Consider the following 19,241-nt stretch of genomic DNA (forward strand, 5'->3'; position numbering starts at 1 on the left):
ACTCCTTTGCTTTCCTTGTATTCCAAGGTTTTATTCGACAGGAAGATAAAAAAATCCTCCCGATTTTTGTCGAGAGGGTGCGAAATGTGAGGTACGAGCCGATGCCTCCGCTTTCATTACTATTGACAAATTATACAGTGAAAAATAACGTATATGCGCTCACGTTTTACACATATGCCGATGCGACGGCGTATGTCAATGCGCAAGATGGGGAGGGGCGCTATGCTTCCATTTATATAGGAAGTGTGTCGAAAGGGATAAAAGAAACGACATATGATGGAGCGAAACGGAGTAGTCACGTTTCTTGGCTATTTCGCTCAACGATTGTCGATACCGCATTATTTCGTGTCATTCAGCCGACAACCAAAGGATTTAATCGCGGTTCAGCGACGTTGCGTGTCTCGTACGGAACAATTGATTCGCTTGTTTCTACTCCTCCGCTTTTTCCAGACGTCGTCGGAGAGGAGTTGCAGGAAGCTGCGCGACTGTTGTATGAACGAGGGATGATCTCAGGATTCCCAGACGGAACGTATCGCCCGAACGAACGAATATCTCGCCGCCATGCCGCCCTTATGCTGATTCGAGATTTACAGTTGACGCTCCCTGAAGGATATGTCGCCAAGGCGCAAGATGTAAAACCGACGGATCCGTGGTATAAAGAGATGGCGATTGCTGAGGCATATGGATTGCTGACCGGATATAACGGGAAGCTATATCCGAACGGATATATGACCCGCGCCCAAATGGCGATGATTTTAGCGAGAGTGTATGCTAATGTGTACGAAAAGCCGACAACAAATGTATCGTTTTTTGATGTGCCCCCTTCTCATTGGGCGTATCAGGCGATCGATACGCTTTTTTACAACGGCATTACGATCAACAATCCGTATCGCCCAAACGATTTCGTGACACGTGGACAGTTTGCCCTCTTTTTAAAACGGACGCTCGATAAAAAATAGCGAGGAAGGCTTGTCCTTCCTCGCTATTTTGCATGGATTGCACGGTAGAAAAACACCGCAAACTCCGCACGTGTGACCGTTTCTTTCGGACGGAACGTTCCATCCTCATATCCGTTTGCAATGCCTGTTGCCACGAGCTTTTCAATTGCATCGTACGCTGGGTCCGTTTCTTTCACATCAGTAAATGGCACGTCTGTTCCGCGCTTTAATTTCCACGCCTCCGCAAACCACATGGCAAGTTGTTCACGCGTCAACGGTTCATCCGGTTGAAATGGTTTATCGTTTTTACTGACGATATTTTCTTTGACAAGCGCGTTAATCGCACCAACGGCCCAATGATCGCTTGGCACATCTGTAAACGTTTCTTTGCGATTGTTCATGTCGAAATTGAAATATGTGGCGATCAACCCTGCTGCTTCTGCGCGCGTCATCATTTCATCTGGCTTAAAGTAGCTTTTCGCATACCCAAGTACAATTTCTTTTTTACCTAGCGTTTCAATTTCTTTATTTGCCCAAAAATCGGTTCCGACATCTTGAAATTTCCCGACTTCCTGTGCATATGCAAGCACGCGTCTTGCTCCTATGTATCGTTTCTTATAATAAGAATCATCTAATGATGTGACGGTAATTCCTTTGGATGAACTGGCATGAATAAACCGGTTGTCTCCAATATAAATGCCCGCATGCGATGGCCCTTCCTTATATGTTTCAAAAAAGACGAGATCCCCAACGCGTAAATCTTCTTTCTTTACTGCGCTTCCTTGCTTATACTGCTCCGCTGTTGTCCGCGCTAACGTGACCCCTAGCCCACTCATCACATGGCGTGTAAACCCAGAGCAATCAAATCCTTTTTCCGAGCTTCCCCCGAATTGATACGGCACTCCGACATATTTTTTCGCAAGAGGAATGAGCCGATCATAACTATCGCTTGCATAAGCGAAGGAAGGGAAGAGGAAAAACAAAAGCAACGCTGAAATAAACCGCTTCAACATGATACACCTCTCTTCGCTATTGTTCTTGCAATTTCGACATTTTCACACTATTCCAAGTGTATCACAAATAGGAGAATAATAACTTTACAGTTATGTAACAAAAAAAAATACAGTTTCGTAATAAAAATTACGGGAAAAGGTATTGAAAATTATGATTGGTTAGGTAAAATAAAGTTTGAGTGGAAGACTGCTTCATACAAAGGTTTATTATAGAAATAGAAAAAACAATTGAAAAAAATGGTTGACTTTATCTTTTTGGAAACCTATAATGTACTTTGTAGTCGTTCACTCGCTAAGTTTAAGAGTTTCATAGAGAAAAATACATAAATCTCTTAAATTTAGCCACTAAATCATAGAAACAGAAACAAAAAGGAGGAAATAAGTCGATGGCTTACCAACCAAAGTCTTATCGCAAATTTTTAGCTGGTACGGTCTCTGCGGCTGTCGTTGCTTCAGCGATCGCGCCAGTAGCTAGCGCAGCGTCCTTTACTGACCTTGCGGGCAATGTGCATGCTGACGACATTGCAACACTTGTTGCACAAGGATACATTAAAGGTTACGCTGATGGAACATTCAAACCAAACAAAACATTAACTCGTGGAGAAGCAGCAATCATCTTCTCACGCATCTTAAAAGATCACGGTGTAGAAGTGCCAGCAAGCGCTCCAAAATTTGCTGACGTTTCTGCAAATAACGTGGAATTAACAGAAGCAGTTGCGATTGTTAGCTCACAAGGTGTCATGACTGGTGACGGTGCTCGCTTCAATCCGAGCGCAAACATCACTCGTGAGCAAATGGCAAAAGTTCTTGTTGAGGCGTTCAAATTAACAAAACCAGAAGGTCACGTTTCAAAAATTGCTGACCTTGATAAAGCGGCTTCTTGGGCTCGCGATTACATTCAAACACTTGAAGCAAACGGTGTGACAAAAAATACACAATTCAATCCAAAAGCGGCAGTTACACGCGGTCAATTTGCTTCATTTGTTGTTCGCGCATTAAGTTTACAAGGCGCTGTGAAAAACCCTGAAGTCAAAACAGTAAAAGCGATCAACGCGACAACAGTTGAAGTTCACTTCGTTGACGCGATTTCGAACATCAATTCGTTAAAATTTGAGATCGACGGTCTTGAAGTGAAAAACGCTGCTGTGAAACAAACAGACAACAAAGTTGCTGTGTTAACGACTTCTACACAAGAAGGCGGAAAAGAGTATACAGTAAAAGGAAACGGCAAAACGCTTGGCAAATTCAAGGGCATCTCTGCTGTTCTTCCTGAAAAAATCAACGTCATTACAAACTCTGTACAAGGCGTTGTAGGTAAAGAAGTGACTGTTCGTGCGGAAGTAAAAGTTCCAGAAGGACAATCGAAAAAAGGCATTCCAGTTACGTTCAACATTCAATCTGATTCTCGTTTCAATAAAGATCACGTTGTTGAAGTATACACAAACGAGAACGGTGTAGCTGAGTATTCATATACACAATACGCAGGTGGCGACGATTTAGTCATCGCGTACGCAACTGGTAAACCAGAAGTTCGCGCAACAAACGGTAAAGTATACTGGGGCGTTGCAGAGCGCTTAACAATTACAGAAGTTACTGATGCAAAAACGTTAGCAAACGGTGCGAAGAAAGTTTACAAAGTTAAAGCGACAACACCAAGCGGTGGAGCAGCGAGCGGCTATGTAAACATCGCATTTGCTGAAAACGTAGATGTCACTCCAGACAAAGGCGTTAAAGGTGTGACAATTACGGACGCTACTTGGTATCAAAATCCAAGTGTGAAATACCCTTACCAATACACAAACGGCAACCAAAACGGTGTTCGTGTTCAATTAGACTCTAAAGGTGAAGCAACATTCACATTAACTGGCGCAAATGCGTCTGTGACACCAATTGTCTTCTTCGACGGTGGCGATGACAAACTTGGTGCAACTGAATTGCAAGCGAAAGCTTCAACAGTGAAGTTTGAAAACGTTCAACTTGTTGAAGTGCTCGTTGAATCAATTGGAACAAAAGATGCTGCTGCGATCTCTGTTGGCGGTGAAGGCGGTCGCGACTATAAAGTAACAGTTCGTGACAAAGACGGTAAACTTGCTCCGAAAGGAACAAAAGTTTACGTTACGATCGAGAAAGGAAACCTTGACGGAAAAGTATGGTTGCAACGCTCTGCAGATCAAGGTGGCAACTACTTATTCAATGGAACAAACTTGATCGCGCTTGAAACGGACAAAGATGGCGTTGTTCAATTCACTTTAATCGGTGAGAAAAACGCATATGCAACACCAACTGTATTCGTTGACAACGGTACAAAAGCAGTTGAGCTTGACAGTGCTGATGCACAAGCAAAAGGTGAAATTGTTTACTTTGGCGATGCAAAAGTAGAAAAAGCAACGTTGAAAGTATACGATGCATCAGGAAAAGAAGTTTCATCTGTCAATGCTGGCCAAACAGTTACTTATAAATACCAAGTTGTTGACCAAAACGGTAAAGAATATAAAGCAGGAACTCATACGGCAACGTTTGAAGTATACAACAACGGATTCAGCCCAGTTGTTGCGAACGGTGTAACGATCGAGCCGTATAAATATGCGTCTATTCCATTCACTGCTGTGAACGGTGCTTCAACATTAACTGTAACAGCAAACGAAGCAACGAACGTTACAGTAAACGTATCTGGTTCACAATACACATTGCCAAATCAAAACGTAACAGTTTCGTTTACAAAAGCGTTTATCAACGGCGTGTCTTATGCGTTAGAAGTGCTTGATGTTGATAAAGTGAGAAACGAAGTGAAAGTGAAAGTTCATGGCGGTGCGTTAAACGGCTCTGAGTTTACGTTAAACTACAACGGCGCGAAATTGTTCGTGAACGGAAGCCCTAAATCTGAAAACGAATTTGAATTAGGTTTAGAAAAATATGATCAAATCGTTTACGTACATGGCGATGTTGCATCTTTCGACCTTCGTGGCGATCAAGTATACGCACCAGTTCAAGCACCAGCTGTTACAGTCACAAGCGCTAAAGCGATTGACTCAAACAGCGATGGTAAAGCGGACAAAGTAGAAGTGACATTCAGCAAAGCAGTAAACGACAGCAAACTTGTCGCTGGCGCGTTCGCATTGACAGCTGGCACGGTTGCAAGCGTATCAACTGGCGAAGTTGCAAATGACAACGTGATCGTTCTCGATGTTACAGCAACAGGCCTTGACGTTGGTACGTTATCATACGCTGAAATCGCAAGCTTAGCAACTGACGGCGGCAAATTAGCTGCTGGATCTGTAACAGTTGCGCCAGCGGCAGCAGTCTCAGCTGCATTTGAAACCGTAGCAGGACAAAAAGAGTCATTTTTAGCTGGTACGTTTGCGTACCGAGTGAGCGGTAAGCTTGCTGCAGACGTGACTGCAACGACTGTTACAGTAAAAATCGGTACACAAACATTCACAACAAACGTGAATGCTGACAAAACGTTCTCAATCTCTAGACTTGTCGCTGAAGACGTAGCTAGCGCAACAGTTGAAGTTGTTGTGAACGGCGAAACAAAAACAGCAACCGTACCATTTTAATAACTCATAGGGCAGGGGACGAGTGCCCCTTCCCTTTTCATACAACAAGAACGGACATATAAACAAACATTCGGGGAGGATGTACGATGAAGAAGCTTCCAGTAAAAGTGTTGTCATCAGCTGCATTAGCTGCACTTGTTGCAACACCAGTTGCACCATTTGTAACACATGCGGCAGAAGCTGCAACTGTCGCTGAAGGATTTTACGTAGTAAACGGACAAAACAGCGTATTTTTCACAATTGACGACTTATTCAGCAGCAAAACAGATGTTCTAAATGCCATTAACAATGCGGGTCCCGAAAACGTTTACTTCGTTCAAGCGGATAAAGTTGTTACATTAGATAAATTCATTTTCGAGAAAAATCAAGGCAAAACATTTGAACCAGGCGATATTCCAACAGATGTTGTGTTTAAAGATAAAGACGGCAAGGCGGTAGAAGTTCCAGCTCCGAATGTTGCGCCGAAAGTTGAAAGCGTAAGTGCGAATAACCTTAAAAACATCGTAGTTAAATTTAACAAAGAAGTAGAGAAGAAAACTATCACTTCTTCAAATGTTAAAGTATACGATGGTAGCACATTATTATCAGGTGTAACTTTAAACTTATTAGACGATAACAAAACGTTGTTAATTACAAACAATGGTAGCTATTCTCAATTAAAAGAATACAAAGTTGTAGTAGAAAACGTTGAAGTTAGAGGCGATTCTACTAAGAAAGTTGAGAAAGCAGAGAAAACTGTATCAGTAGTAGATACAACTTTACCTACTGTTGAAAGCGTAACTGCTACATCTCCAAAAACACTAGAAATCGTTTTCTCTGAGCCAATCCAAACTGGTAGCGGCGCTGGTCAATTCCCGACTTCAGCAGCTGTACTAACAGATATCGTTCAAATCGATGGTATTAATGCATATGCAACTCCTACTCTTACAGACATCGATACTAAAAACAAAGTAGTTTTAACTCTTAACACAGCTCTAACTGCTGGTGATCACAAAATTAAGGTTGCAAATCTTAAAGACTATGCAAACTTACCAATTGCACCAAAAGAGTTTACTGTAAACATTCCAGCAGATACAGCTGCACCTGAGGTAACTGCTGTAGAAGTACTAAACAAAGATAAAGTAAAAGTTACATTCAACGAGCCAGTTGACAATGCTACTGTTCAATCTAACTTAGCAAATATTAAAGTAAACGGAACGGCTGTAACTGGTGCTACTGCTAAAGAAGGCGGTAAAGTTTACGAGTTAACTTTAGGTTCTTCTTTAAACCTTGCTGCGGTTGTAGAAGCTAAGCTTGAATACAAAGGTATTAAAGACAACTACGGTAACGAAGTGAAAGAAGCTAAAACATTCACTTTCAAAGCTGTAGATGATACAACAGCTCCAACTGTAACAGATGTAAAAGTAAACTCTGACAACACTATCGAGGTTACATTCTCTGAAGATGTTACAGGTTTCACTGGTGCAGACGTAGAGTTGTATGATAAAGACAACAAAAAACTCTCTAACACTGTAACAGTTACTAATAAGGTAATTGATGGTGTAGCAAGTGATAAAGTTTACGTATTAACAATTGCAAGTGGTTCATCATTATCGGGAGCTCATACTATCAAGATTTTAAAAGATAGTTTGACAGATGTAAGTATTCGACAAAACAAATTTGTCGAAGCTACATTCCCTGTTACATTAAATGATAAAGTTGCTCCGACTATCACAAAAGTTGAGTATGTAAACGAAACTTCTGGAACAGATTTCAACTCAGACGCTGACGTTAAAGATAGCAAAGTAACTATCTATTTCAGCGAGGCAATGGATGCTGCTACATTAACAAATAAAGCTAACTACTTAATTAATGGTACTCCATTAGCCGATGTTCCTGGTGCAGTTACATTAACACCAGCAAGCGACAACAAATCAGTAACAATTACTGTGAACCGTAGTTCTTCTGATACTCAATTAGCATTTGCTGCTGGTACTGATTTACGCGTCATTGCAGTTAAAGATGTTGCTGGTAATACTTTATCTAGCACACAAGTAAACGCTAACCTTGGCGCAGCAGGATTAATTTCTGCATTCGTATCAGCTCCTTTGTTTACAACAGCTGTTGATAAAGTTGAACTTATCAGCAAAAACCAATTAAAACTTCATGCTAAATCTGGCTATCTATTTAGCGGAATTGATGCTAACAAAATTAAATTTGCTGAAAACCAAGACAGTTCTAAATTAATCCCAGGATTACAAGTAACTGCAGTATCAATTGCAGCCGATGGTAAGACTGCAACATTAACATTAAATAACAACGTAACTGCTGATGGTAAATTCGACGGTTCAGATGCTGACACAACTGCAAGTGTTGTATCTCTATACGCTGATGCAGATGCCATCACATTAACTAATGGGGCTAAAACAGCAGCTCTTGCAGCTACTAGCGGCTTAAATGTGATCGATAAAACTGCTCCATCTATCAGTACAGTAACTAAACATGCAACAAGTGCTGACACAATTGTATTGACATTTGACGAACAAGTCACGTTCTCTAGCAATGTAGGTTTAGCAGGTGACTTGGTAGTTAAACTTGCAGACGGTACGGTTCTTAACCCTGCAGCTGGTGACTATACTGTAGCTGACGCTACTACTGATGACAAACTTGAAATTAAGATTATTAAACCAGGCGTTAAGGATGCAAATGTTACTGTTGAACTTAAAGATGGTCGTTACATCATAGATGCAGCTTCAAACGTTGCAACTACATTTACTGTTAAAGATGTAATGGATGGCGCTAACAAGGCTCAAATCACTGAGAAAACTGTTCCTACTGCTGCTGCGACAGGTGCAATTGTTGCTGCAAACGGTACTGGAACACAAGGTACTATTGATGCAGGAGACACTATTACTATTAAATTTAGCGAACCTGTTAAAGTATCACAATTAGATTTATCTGACTTGTCTCTAGACAATAGCCACGTATTCGGTACTGGTGCAACAATTACTCAGAAAAATACTGGAGCGTATGATACTGAGTTTGTAATTACATTAGGTACTGGTGCAACTGTTGCTGCTGGAGACACAATTACTGTAGCAACAGGTGAAGTAATTGACCAAGCTGATAACGCTACTACTGGAACAATTACATTCACAGTTCCTTCAGCTACAAACTTCTAATAACATAAGGTTACGTGCCTGTCACGTCTTGAAGGTTGGCGAAAGCTCTGCGGAGAGAAATCTCTGCAGGGCTTTCCTTTTTACATTGCCAGTCCCATAATCTCTTCAAAGAAACCGTATCAAAAAACTTTTTAAGCATTTAATATAATTATGAACATCAGATGCAAATTCAATACACTTTGACCAGCCTCTATTCCTTTCGGGGAATTGGGGCTATTTTTGTTTTAGGAGGGAAAAGGATGAGCAAGTACCAAACCGTCAACCACCAGCAGCTGGAGTTGCTAGAAAGAGAGGTGTCCGCCAAGCAACCAGCGAAGCGCGTCAACATTGTGAGTGTAAAGCTCGTTCGGGAAGGGAGTGTGTTGTACAAAGAGCGGCGTGTTCAGTCGCCGGCGGATGCGTACAAGTTGCTGAAGCCGTTGTTGGCGGATGCGGATCGGGAAGTGTTTGTTGTCGTTTGTTTGGACACGAAAAATCAGCCGACAGCGATGCATGTGTGTCATGTCGGGAGTTTGAATGCCAGCATTGTTCATCCGCGTGAAGTGTTCAAGTCGGCAATTTTGGCAAATGCGGCATCGGTGTTGGTGGCGCACAATCATCCATCGACCGACCCGACGCCGTCAAGGGAAGACATTGAGGTGACGAGAAGGCTTGTCGAGGCAGGGAGAATCGTTGGAATTGAATTGTTGGATCACGTCATCGTTGGTGGGGAGCGATTCGTGTCGCTGAAGGAAAAAGGGTATGTATGAGAGGAGGAGAGAGGATGTTACACATGGATTGGTTTGTAAGGACAATGAAAAGAACGTTCAACGTTGCAGTCAACATTGACGAGGTGGGCTATGAAGCGTATGAATTCTACCACGAAGAGTTGGACAACTATCTTGTACCTGAAGAGCATCTAGAAAAACTACCGAATCCGATGCTTTTTGAGACTCTAATGTACGTCGATCCAAAAGGGCATGAGTGGATCGCTGGTTTGGTTGTTTCGGAAAAAACGCGGGAAAGATTGTATGAAGTATGGATCAAAGACGGCAAGCGCATCCGTGCGCATTTGTACGTGTCATGATGAACTCATGACATTTCTTTCGGCAATTTCACGACAAAACGAAATGAATGTCAACCATGCAAGACAGATTCGATGAGTGACAAAGAATCTCTACGATTTCAGTACGAAAAAACTCATGACATTATGATATAACTGTCGTGAGTTGGACGAAAAGGGGGTGACGAAACATGTGGGAAAAAGTTGTCGCAACGGTGGCGGTTGCCGTCGCTACAGAAATCGTCAAACAGTGGATGAACGAAGGGCAATAAGAGGAGGAATGAATGATGAAAGTGTTACCGTGTTCGTTTTTGTGCGAACGATCGTGCAATGTATGTACAATGAAAACGATCATTGACATCATCAAAAAGTAACAGCCATTGGTGAATGAGTCATCAATGGTTTTTTGCGTTTTAAGGGGGGCTTCCATTGCAGGAATTACTTACTTCGTTCAAACAATGGCTCATGGAAGAAGGAAAATCGCCAAAGACGATGGAGTCGTACGTCGGAGATGTCGCAAAGTTTCATGCATACTTGATTGAAAAGGCGGTTGATGCGAGTCAGCCGCTTTCTCGTTTTGCGTTCGTTCGCTATAAGCAATATTTAATAGATAACGAATATGCCATTGCGACGATCAACAAAAAGATTACGAGTTTAAAAGTGTACAATGATTTCCTGCAGAAGAAGGGGATTGTAAGTGACAGCTACATTCAACTAAAGCGCGATCGCATCCACATTGCCGCTGGAAGTGAACATGTCGTGACGGCATTGTCTGATGAACAAGTGGAAAAGCTATTGTTTTATGTCGAGGAAAAAGAAAGTCAACGGAATAAGTTAATTGTTTACTTGTTGCTTTATACAGGTGTTCGCGTGTCGGAGTTAGTGAACATCAAACGAGCCGACATTGATGCATTGGCACGTATCCTTACTGTTCGAGGGAAAGGCGGGAAAGTGCGGGAAATTACGTTACGGCAAGATGTGCTTCATGTCATGAAACAATACGAACAAGGCGAACGAGCAAACTCACGTTTTTGTGACAGTGAGTATTTGCTTGTCAGCCAGCGAGCACCAAAAATGCATCGTGATGCGGTGAGAGGGTGGTTGGCAAACGTGTCAAAGGAAGTTGGATTCAAATTGCATCCCCATTTGTTTCGCCATACGTTTTGTACGCGTTTGTTGAAAAAGGGAGTCGATTTAACAACGGTTAGTAAACTAGCTGGTCATAGTACAGTGAACATGACCGCAAGGTTTTACATTCAAACGACAAGGCAAGAGAAAATGGATGCGGTTCAGTTATTGTAGGAAGGAGTGATGAAACAATGAAAATCATTCAATGCCTAAATGACATCGAGGCGTTAAAAGCATACAGACGAGCGCCAAAGCCGCTCATTCAAGCCATCGAACAAGATTTTCTGCATCTTTACGAAGCAAAGGGAGAAGAAACATCCTTGCATGCTTTCTTCTTGCCGTACGATCAGGCACTCATTTTACTAGAAAAAGAGGATGATGTCATGGCACAGGTAGATGACCCATTTACATTGGAATATGTCGAAAAGCACCATCATGAAAGGATGGTCTTTTACCGCATCGCGAAGCGAATAGGAGATGAGTTTCAGCTGTTTTACGCGCCGATGGGAATATACGATGAAATGACGGAACAATGGCTGTGGGAACAAGCGGAATGGAACGAAGGAAGAGGGGATTTTCATGTTTGAACGGTACAAACCGCGTTACATGACACGTGCAGTGGCTGATCGATTAAGTGAAGAACATGTGCAGTTCATTTTTCGCTATATAGATGAAAAGAATGAGAGAATGACGGATTATTTACAAGTGTTTGAGTTTTACGTGGAAAATAATGAACAATGGCTCATTCAACGGCAAGAACAGCCAGAGCGAGAAACGACGGTCTTTGTACCATTGAAACAAGCTACACCGATTGAACAGACCGTCTGGGTCATGGATCAACGAGACTATATCATTCTCTTGTTTCCAAGTTGTTATTAATTAATATTGGCAAACAAAAAATGATACACACTTGGAAAATTGGAATAAGCATGAGGTCAAAGCTGAAAAGCCTATGACCTCATTTTTTTTACTGCTTTTGTTTTTAAAAGAGTGAGGGAGTCATGCCAAATTGCACTTGTTGTGAACGTGTGGAAGTGAAAGAAGCAGAAGGTGCTGGGCTTTTGCCGGAGAGGACATGTCAAACGGAAAAGAACGAGAGGACATTGCTTTTTGTGCGTGAAAGGAAAAGGACGAGTGGATCATGTCAAATTGCACTTGATGTGAACGTGTCGATGTGAAAAAAGCAGAAAGTGCTGGTTTTTCGTCTGAAAGGCGCATGAGGAACGGAAAAGGAGGAGCAGCTGTTGCTTTTTTGTGTGTGGAAGGAAAAGGACGAGTAGATCATGCCAAATTGCGTTTGTTGTGAACGTGTCGATGTGAAAGAAGCAAAAGGTGCTGGGCTTTTGCCGGAGAGGACATGTCAAAGGGAAAAGAACGAGAGGACATTGCTTTTTGTGCAGGGGGGAAGAACGAGTGGATCATGCAAATTGCACTTGATGTGATCGTGTCGATGTGAAAAAAGTAGAAGGTGCTGGGCTTTTACCGGAAAGCGCACGAGGAAGGAAAAGAACGAGGGAGTCATGTCGAATTGCCCTTGATGTGAACGTGTGGGGGAAAGAAGCAGAGGATGCTGGGCTTTTGCCGAAAAGCGCATGAGGAACGGAAAAGGACGAAAGAGTCATGCCAAATTGCGCTTGATGTGAATGTGTGGATGTGAAAAAAGCAGAAGGTACTGGTTTTTCGTCTGAAAGACAAAGCACCGAGAAGAAATTTTCGTTTTGATAAAGACAATAAACAACAAATTAATGTGTTTTTGTTTATGTACACGTATGTGTTTACATAGACATTGACCACTGATACCGGAAAGGAGCATGGGCGTATGGAATGGGAGGACAACTACATCTTTAGTTTGAAAGAAGGGGAGGAGTACGAGTTGGAGTGCGGTGAAGAGATCATAGAGATGGAGGAAGAAGGAACAAGGCATGCATCTTCCATGCCGGAAAACGATCGGGAAAATCATCAGAGTGCGAAAGTATTTTTGTTAAATGGCAAGCCGCTGATGTTCAAAGAATCAACAAAGAAAGCAACATTTGCGGAAACACATGTGCGTGTGACCACATACTTGGAGAAAAACATTTACCAGATCATTCAAATGCTTAAAACACATAACCAAATTGAATCCATTACGAAATTCATCAATGATAGCGTAAAGGAATATTTGATGAAGAAGTATCAAGAATGAAACCAAGCAATCCTTCATAAAAAAATGCCGAATGACTTTGGGGAAGTCATTCGGTGGTTTTCGGCTTCTTTCTTTTTTTTCTAAAAAATTCTATTTCTTTAAGTAGTTTTTTTCTGCTTGCAACGCTTGATGGATAGATAACAAGAAAATTTGAACTTGTTACGAATCCGACAATATGATCTGGGTACTCATTTACCAACAATTCTCCGAGCATTGTCTCAACATTTACGGATGTTTTAATAAAAATAGGGTGGGTTGATAATTTACCATACTCGATTACATTATGTTTTAGAACAAAAGGAAGCAAAGCTTCCCGCACCTTTGAACGATAATAATCCCCAAATACATAAAAACCCTGATCGCTTTTTATAATGTCCAATTCCTTAAAATCTTTACTAATGATGCTCTGAGTAACTGTACCGAAACCTTTTTGTTCAAGCTCTGCAATAACTTCCTGTTGACTCTTTACTCGTCTGGATCGAATCAATTCTATAATGACTGCATGTCTTTGTTTTTTCATTTTGTCACTTTTAGGCAAATTAGATCGCTCCTTTAAAAAAAAAATTTTTTTGAGTACGACATACACACCTAACTTTTTTATTCCATTTCGATATTTACTGTTTGACCGATAGTATGAGTACCCCCTCGCGAGAAGCATTTTTCGCCTCTTTTGCAAAAAGAATAAAATCGTATTTTAAATGAATATTATTAATTTGACTTAATATTATAATACATTTTTGATTTGTTGACAAGTAATTAAAGAAAATTTATTATAGTAACTGAAAGGAGGTGGTTCATATCGTTGGTTGTACAGGGGAAGAATGGGATAAATACTTTAAAAAAGGAGGTAGCTAATAATGAATAAAAAGGAAAATATGAATTATGTTCATACGGATGCTACAGGAGAGAATGATATGCTGAGTGACATTGATTTAAGAGATGTTGAGTTGGAAAAGAAACAGGACATTACCTTAGATACTGGAGAAAATAATGAATACACTGAAGAGGTTACAGAACAGCAGTCTCACGAAATGAGTGACGAAGAAGAGTTCGATCTCTCAAGTTTTATATTGTTTAAGAGCAAAAAAACTACTACACGGACATCTGAATCAGGTGTGTTTTCAATCGTATACTCAAAGAAAAATGGTAAACGTGTTGCGATTTCTGAACATGTCATTCAAGAGCTTGGAAATCCGGAAACTGTACAGGTTGGATTTTCACCGGAATCCATTGCGATTTCCGAATATCTTGGTGAGGATAGTGTAAGCCATAAGTTAAAAACGGCAGGCGGGAAAAAGGTCATTTACTCATCTGAATTGGTGCAGTGTTTAATAGATTACTATAATTTGAACTTTGATCCTCGTACTTCTATTACGTTTTCTAATGTTTCGTATAAGACGAAGAACGGGAAGAAGGTAGCACTTATTTCAATGAAATAGCGATGAAATATAAAACATGATAGAAATAAATGGAGGAATACACATGAATTGGACAAGTTACACTAACAAATCGAAAAATCTCAACCTTAATGAAAAAACAAGTATGAATCCGCCATTGGCTACCAATCCATTAGTGGATTTAAATTACAATGGAAGAATACACGCGGATTTGGCTTGGGGTGTCGATATACCGACAAATTTTGATCAATCATCATTTCATCTTCTTCATCAAATGGTGATTAAGGTGTGGAAAAATACAATCCCAACAGATAATTTGGAAGAAATTAATAAATGGTGTAAAAAAATCGAGAGAAAAACGCCATATATATTAACGAAAGCATCTTTTGAGGGGGATATGCTTGTCATCGAATTACATGGAATTGAACCTTTGTCGTCGTCATTAACGTTACAGGAAGTAAGTTCTGCTTGGCATCGTGTGCAACATGCATGCTTTGAAACGTTTCCGATCCCAGAGACGGAATGGGTCGTTCAAGGTACTACTTCCATGGGAACGATGTGGGAGTTTTTAGATAGAATAGGCAAAAAATCGTTACCGACGAAATTAGCACGTTGGTTTGTACATCAACAAGTGAAATATGATAGTTCACCTATATATCAACCGAGAGGATGATACCATGAGTAACAGCCAAGTACCAAACGGCAAGAATCAAGTGCTAAAGGGCAAAAACAAAGCGAAACAGGGAAACACTCAAGTGTCGCAGGTCAGCAACCAAGTGCCACAGGTCAGCAACCAAGTGCCACAGGTCAGCAACCAAGTGTCGCAGGTCAGCAACCAAGTGCCACAGGTCAACAGCCAAGCACAAAGTCATGCGATGAAGAATGTGCAATACTACGGCGCAAAGAAGGAATGGGCGCTCACACCGAATTTGCTGTATAAAAAGGATGAAGACAAGTATGGAAACGTTCGTTGGCAGCGTGTAAGCAACTATATGGAAATTACACAAGTACATCAAAATCTCGAGAATCAAGACGTGACGCTCACTTTGCGATACCGCTACCTTGGGGAATATAAAGAAATACAAATTAAACGAGAACAACTAAATCCGAATGAGTTTATGAAACTAAGTGGTAAAGGAGTTGACGCTTTTCATTACAACGTCAAAAACCTCATTGAATTTTTAGTTACGCAAGAAAAAGAAGCCCCATACGAATATGTCCATTGCGGTATGGGGTGGTCACAGATAAATAATCAGATAAATAATCAATTGTGCTTCAAACATTATCGTATCATTGGTTTACCGTCTTTGCAATCTACTTACAAAGGAACGTATTGCATTGAGCCAAAGGGAACGTTAAAGGATTGGATAAAAATTATCCGTTCAGAAGTGATCGGAAATGTGTATTTAGAGTTGGCTTTAGTTTTTGGGTTTTCTGCCGCTGTGATCGGCTTACTGTCTACACAATCGAGAGATATGGATACGTTGCTGGTTCATATATATGGAAACAGTTCGAAAGGGAAAACGACCGCTGCTCAAGTGGCGGTTTCCCCTTTCGGTAAACCAAGTCGTCATGGAAATGGATTGATTAAAAGCTGGAGTGCTACTCATAATGCCATTATTGCTTTGCTTCGTGACAATTATGGCGTACCGATTGCTCTTGATGAAGCGTCGATGAGTACGGTAAAAGATTTTTCGCCTTTAATTTATATGTTTGCGGAAAATCGAGAAAAGGAACGATTGACAAAAGAAGGGCAATTGCGAGAGCAACATAAATGGGCAACGACGATCATCTCGACTGCTGAGCACTCCTTGTTTCAAAAAACAAACAAGAATGATGGCTTACGCATGCGGGCATTTGAATTTGGGAACATCACGTGGACAACGTCGGCGGGAAATGCCGATGCATTGAAAAAAGGATTGTCTGAACATTACGGACATGCCGGCATTCGTTTTGTGAAGCATTTGCTTCGGCTGGGATTGGACGAAGTGATGAAACGGTGCGAGAAATGGAAAGCGCATTGCGAGAACCATTTGCCGAAAAGCGAATTTGTTTCGCGGGTAGCACAGAAGTTTGGGATTCTTCTTGCGACCGCTGAAATGGTGAAAGAAGCATTCAAGCTTCCGCTGAACATGGATGAGATGATGCGTGTGTTGCATGATGTAGAAGAACAAGCCGCAATGGAGCGTGGAATTGCGGAACAAGCATATGAGTACGTGACACAGCGCATTTTGCAGCATCTGAAATGTTTCCGGATGGATAAAAAACCATTTGACGGATATGAATGTTGGGGGAAAATTTCCTACCCGAAATATGCCCAAGACGGTCAGGTGGAAGTCGCCATCTTTCCTCATAAGTTTAAGCAGTTACTGGAGGAAGGAGGATTCAGCGATCCGAAAACGGTGTTGGAAGAATGGCGACAAAAGGGATACCTGAAATCGGAGAAGGGCAAATTCGTGAATCGGAGAAAAGTGTTGGATGAAAATGAAATGGAATTGCGGAAAAAGAGTGGATTGAAACAACAAGCGGGATCGAAAGGTGCCGATATGGTGTACGTCATTGTGATGGATTCATTTGAGGAGTTCGGATTGTCGGAACCAAAAGACAGTTCAGACATAAAGAAAATTGGAAAACGGATAAGAGAATCTGAAGATCTCGTAGAGGTGGAAACGATCGAAGAACTCGAACTTTAGGAACGAATGCTCGTTTTTTCAGATGGCGTTCATGAAAAGCCCTGCGGATGGTCAGTATCGATCGTGTTGTCGATTCATGTCGATGCGTACGGTACTGACGATCAAAAAGGGAACCAAAGCGAAACAAGAAAAGTTACAGATATATATTATTACCTTGAATCATCGGGAAACAAGGGAGGAGGAATGAAAATGGAAAACAAATTGTTTTACAAGTGCATCGAAGAATTTGTGAAAGGGCTGCAGGCGAGAAATGCCAGTCCAGAAACGATTGCGGGGTACGCGAAAGATTTGGAAATGGTCAATCGTTTTTTGGAAAAGAAGTATAATGGGTTCGTTGGTTTGGGTGACATTCAAACACGTGATTTAGAGGAATACTTGAATATGTTGCGGGTGGAACGTCAGTACCAGCCAGCGAGTGTGAACCGGCATTTGAATACGTTACGGTCATTTTATAAGTATGCGGTGAAACAAGGCTGGACAACGATGAATACAGCTGCGCCGATTGATCAGTTGAAAGTGCCGAAAAAAGAACGAACATTCATTGATGAAACAGAATATAAGCAATTGATTGAAGTGATTGAGCACCCGACCATTAAAGTGGTGATCCAATTTCTCTTTTACACAGGATTACGCATTACGGAATGCTTGTCACTCACATTGGAAGATGTAAATTTGGAGGAGAGCATCGTGTTTGTGCAAAACGGAAAAGGGAACAAACAACGAAAAGTGCCAATCAGTCCAAAGTTGCTTCCATTGTTGGTTCATTACAAAGAGCACATTCGTCCAGCCACAGACAGTCCATTTTTCTTTGCTTTGTCCAAAACAGGAAAGTTGTCAGATGTGTATGTCAATCGCGTGTTGCATGAAACGACAAAAAAACTTGGCTGGAAAAAGAAAGTAACATGCCACGTCCTTCGACATAGTTTTGCGTCCAATTTGGTGAAAAACAAAGTTCACATCGTTCATATTCAAAAATTACTGGGACATGCGGATTTGAAAACGACATCGGTTTACGTTCATGCGAATCAGGAACAGCTCATTGAAGCGATTCATACATTGTAGATTCATACCTTGTAAAGGAGGAGAGACATGACCATCTCTCCTCTCATTCATACTGGAAAGAAGGTGGAAAACATGACAGCAGCGGAAAAACCGATATATGATGAGCGAGTGAAGGAAATTTTACAAGGATTGGCGGAAGGATTGACAAGAGAGGAACTGGCGGAAATGTTTGGACATGCCAACTACAAGACGCTAGATATTTACATGAGAAGACGGAACTTTACATGGGATCGGGAGAAAATGACATACGTTCCCAAAATTTCACGTGAAAAGTATCACGATGAGAAAGTACTGCCGCTGACAAAAGCGCAAACGGTCATTCACATGTTGAAACAGCCACAGGTTGACATTGAAGAAGTATGCCAAAAGGTAGGATTGAAAGATCATCGCGAATTGGCGGAGTACATGACCGCCAAAGGGTACATTTGGTCACCTCAAGAAAGAAACTACGTCAAAAAGGCAGGAAAGGTTGAAACAACATGTACAGAACCAAAAGAAATGGTGAAAGAGAAGGAAAACGAGGAAAAGCAGGAAGAACGAAGCGTGCCTGTGCATTCAACCGATGTCCTTCGTCAGCTGCAGCAATACCTCCCGCTTTTGGAGATGTTGCAAAAACATAAGGACAAGCTACTCGAATGGATCGTACCATTGCACACGCCAGACACGATTCCACGTTACATCATTTTGGGAAGGACGAGTGGAAAGACGATTCAAATGTCCGATCGTTTACAAGACCTCATCGTAGAGTTTTGTAATCAACGAAACATCAAACAGCGGGAATTGTTTGAGGTCGCATTGATTGAATTTCTCAAACGATACGGGTACGAATACGAAGTCGAACGTCTTCTGCAGTCGCATTCATAATGGCTGGCATGCGCCATGTCAGCCGCTCCCCCTTTCCCCGATGCACTCCCCCGCCAAGGGAAACAGCCAAAGCCAACGGTCACAAGGGTTTCCGTGCATTCCCCCGCCTCCCCCACGTTTTCGAAACCATCATCATGTCAATGAAAATATGACTTGTAAGCAGTCAAGGAGTTATCCTTCTTTGTCTTTGTGCCGATTATT

The 19,241-nt window shown here is 41.5% G+C and carries 17 protein-coding genes; 15 read left to right on the top strand and 2 right to left on the bottom strand.

Annotated elements, in window-relative coordinates; genetic code table 11:
- Nucleotides 1-86 precede the first annotated feature (86 nt).
- Nucleotides 87-959 (top strand): S-layer homology domain-containing protein, encoded by an 873-nt coding sequence (locus tag EKC99_RS09305; protein ID WP_240468837.1) that lies wholly within the window; start codon nucleotides 87-89, stop codon nucleotides 957-959.
- 23 nt (nucleotides 960-982) lie between these two features.
- On the opposite strand, the gene EKC99_RS09310 is transcribed toward EKC99_RS09305, so the two are convergent.
- Nucleotides 983-1,951 carry a C40 family peptidase gene (locus EKC99_RS09310; RefSeq protein WP_240468838.1) on the bottom strand — a complete coding sequence of 323 codons (969 nt, stop codon included), beginning with the start codon at nucleotides 1,949-1,951 and terminating at the stop codon, nucleotides 983-985.
- 386 nt (nucleotides 1,952-2,337) lie between these two features.
- Between EKC99_RS09310 and EKC99_RS09315 the strand changes: the two genes are divergently transcribed.
- From EKC99_RS09315 to EKC99_RS09355, 9 genes are all read left to right on the top strand, one after another.
- Complete coding sequence (locus EKC99_RS09315; protein WP_163151579.1) at nucleotides 2,338-5,511, top strand: S-layer homology domain-containing protein; 3,174 nt, start codon at nucleotides 2,338-2,340, stop codon at nucleotides 5,509-5,511.
- An 86-nt stretch (nucleotides 5,512-5,597) separates the two neighbouring features.
- Nucleotides 5,598-8,672 carry an Ig-like domain-containing domain gene (locus EKC99_RS09320; RefSeq protein ID WP_163151581.1) on the top strand — a complete coding sequence of 1,025 codons (3,075 nt, stop codon included), beginning with the start codon at nucleotides 5,598-5,600 and terminating at the stop codon, nucleotides 8,670-8,672.
- Between the two features lie 239 nt (nucleotides 8,673-8,911).
- Nucleotides 8,912-9,421: a JAB domain-containing protein gene (locus EKC99_RS09325; protein ID WP_163151583.1), complete on the top strand. Its 510-nt coding sequence runs from the start codon at nucleotides 8,912-8,914 to the stop codon at nucleotides 9,419-9,421.
- A 14-nt stretch (nucleotides 9,422-9,435) separates the two neighbouring features.
- On the top strand, nucleotides 9,436-9,738 hold the full coding sequence (locus EKC99_RS09330) for a hypothetical protein (protein WP_163151585.1): 303 nt from the start codon (nucleotides 9,436-9,438) through the stop codon (nucleotides 9,736-9,738).
- A 169-nt stretch (nucleotides 9,739-9,907) separates the two neighbouring features.
- Nucleotides 9,908-10,072, top strand: coding sequence for a hypothetical protein (locus EKC99_RS09335; RefSeq protein ID WP_163151587.1), 165 nt, complete (start codon nucleotides 9,908-9,910; stop codon nucleotides 10,070-10,072).
- A 71-nt stretch (nucleotides 10,073-10,143) separates the two neighbouring features.
- Nucleotides 10,144-11,016 (top strand): tyrosine-type recombinase/integrase, encoded by an 873-nt coding sequence (locus tag EKC99_RS09340; RefSeq protein WP_163151588.1) that lies wholly within the window; start codon nucleotides 10,144-10,146, stop codon nucleotides 11,014-11,016.
- A 17-nt stretch (nucleotides 11,017-11,033) separates the two neighbouring features.
- Nucleotides 11,034-11,429, top strand: a complete 396-nt coding sequence (locus EKC99_RS09345) for a hypothetical protein (protein ID WP_163151590.1) — start codon at nucleotides 11,034-11,036, stop codon at nucleotides 11,427-11,429.
- Nucleotides 11,422-11,721: a DUF960 family protein gene (locus EKC99_RS09350; protein WP_163151592.1), complete on the top strand. Its 300-nt coding sequence runs from the start codon at nucleotides 11,422-11,424 to the stop codon at nucleotides 11,719-11,721. The genes EKC99_RS09345 and EKC99_RS09350 overlap by 8 nt, the downstream gene beginning before the upstream one ends.
- Nucleotides 11,722-12,661: 940 nt before the next feature.
- On the top strand, nucleotides 12,662-13,024 hold the full coding sequence (locus EKC99_RS09355; RefSeq protein WP_163151594.1) for a hypothetical protein: 363 nt from the start codon (nucleotides 12,662-12,664) through the stop codon (nucleotides 13,022-13,024).
- 46 nt (nucleotides 13,025-13,070) lie between these two features.
- Here EKC99_RS09355 and EKC99_RS09360 read toward each other — a convergent pair whose 3' ends face one another.
- Nucleotides 13,071-13,562: an arginine repressor gene (locus EKC99_RS09360; RefSeq protein WP_163151596.1), complete on the bottom strand. Its 492-nt coding sequence runs from the start codon at nucleotides 13,560-13,562 to the stop codon at nucleotides 13,071-13,073.
- 319 nt (nucleotides 13,563-13,881) lie between these two features.
- On the opposite strand from EKC99_RS09360, the gene EKC99_RS09365 reads away from it, so the two are divergent.
- From EKC99_RS09365 to EKC99_RS09385, 5 genes are all read left to right on the top strand, one after another.
- A complete protein-coding gene (locus EKC99_RS09365; protein ID WP_163151598.1) occupies nucleotides 13,882-14,463 on the top strand; it encodes a hypothetical protein in 582 nt (193 codons plus the stop codon).
- Nucleotides 14,464-14,506: 43 nt separating this feature from the next.
- Nucleotides 14,507-15,094 (top strand): hypothetical protein, encoded by a 588-nt coding sequence (locus tag EKC99_RS09370; RefSeq protein ID WP_163151600.1) that lies wholly within the window; start codon nucleotides 14,507-14,509, stop codon nucleotides 15,092-15,094.
- 4 nt (nucleotides 15,095-15,098) lie between these two features.
- Entirely contained in the window at nucleotides 15,099-17,114 is a 2,016-nt protein-coding gene (locus EKC99_RS09375; RefSeq protein ID WP_163151602.1) for a DUF927 domain-containing protein, read from the top strand.
- Between the two features lie 189 nt (nucleotides 17,115-17,303).
- Nucleotides 17,304-18,176 carry a tyrosine-type recombinase/integrase gene (locus EKC99_RS09380; protein WP_163151604.1) on the top strand — a complete coding sequence of 291 codons (873 nt, stop codon included), beginning with the start codon at nucleotides 17,304-17,306 and terminating at the stop codon, nucleotides 18,174-18,176.
- Nucleotides 18,177-18,203: 27 nt separating this feature from the next.
- On the top strand, nucleotides 18,204-19,040 hold the full coding sequence (locus EKC99_RS09385; protein ID WP_163151606.1) for a hypothetical protein: 837 nt from the start codon (nucleotides 18,204-18,206) through the stop codon (nucleotides 19,038-19,040).
- Nucleotides 19,041-19,241 lie beyond the last annotated feature (201 nt).

It is taken from the genome of Anoxybacillus sp. MB8 (assembly GCF_011006755.1).
GTDB classification, from domain to species: domain Bacteria; phylum Bacillota; class Bacilli; order Bacillales; family Anoxybacillaceae; genus Anoxybacillus; species Anoxybacillus gonensis.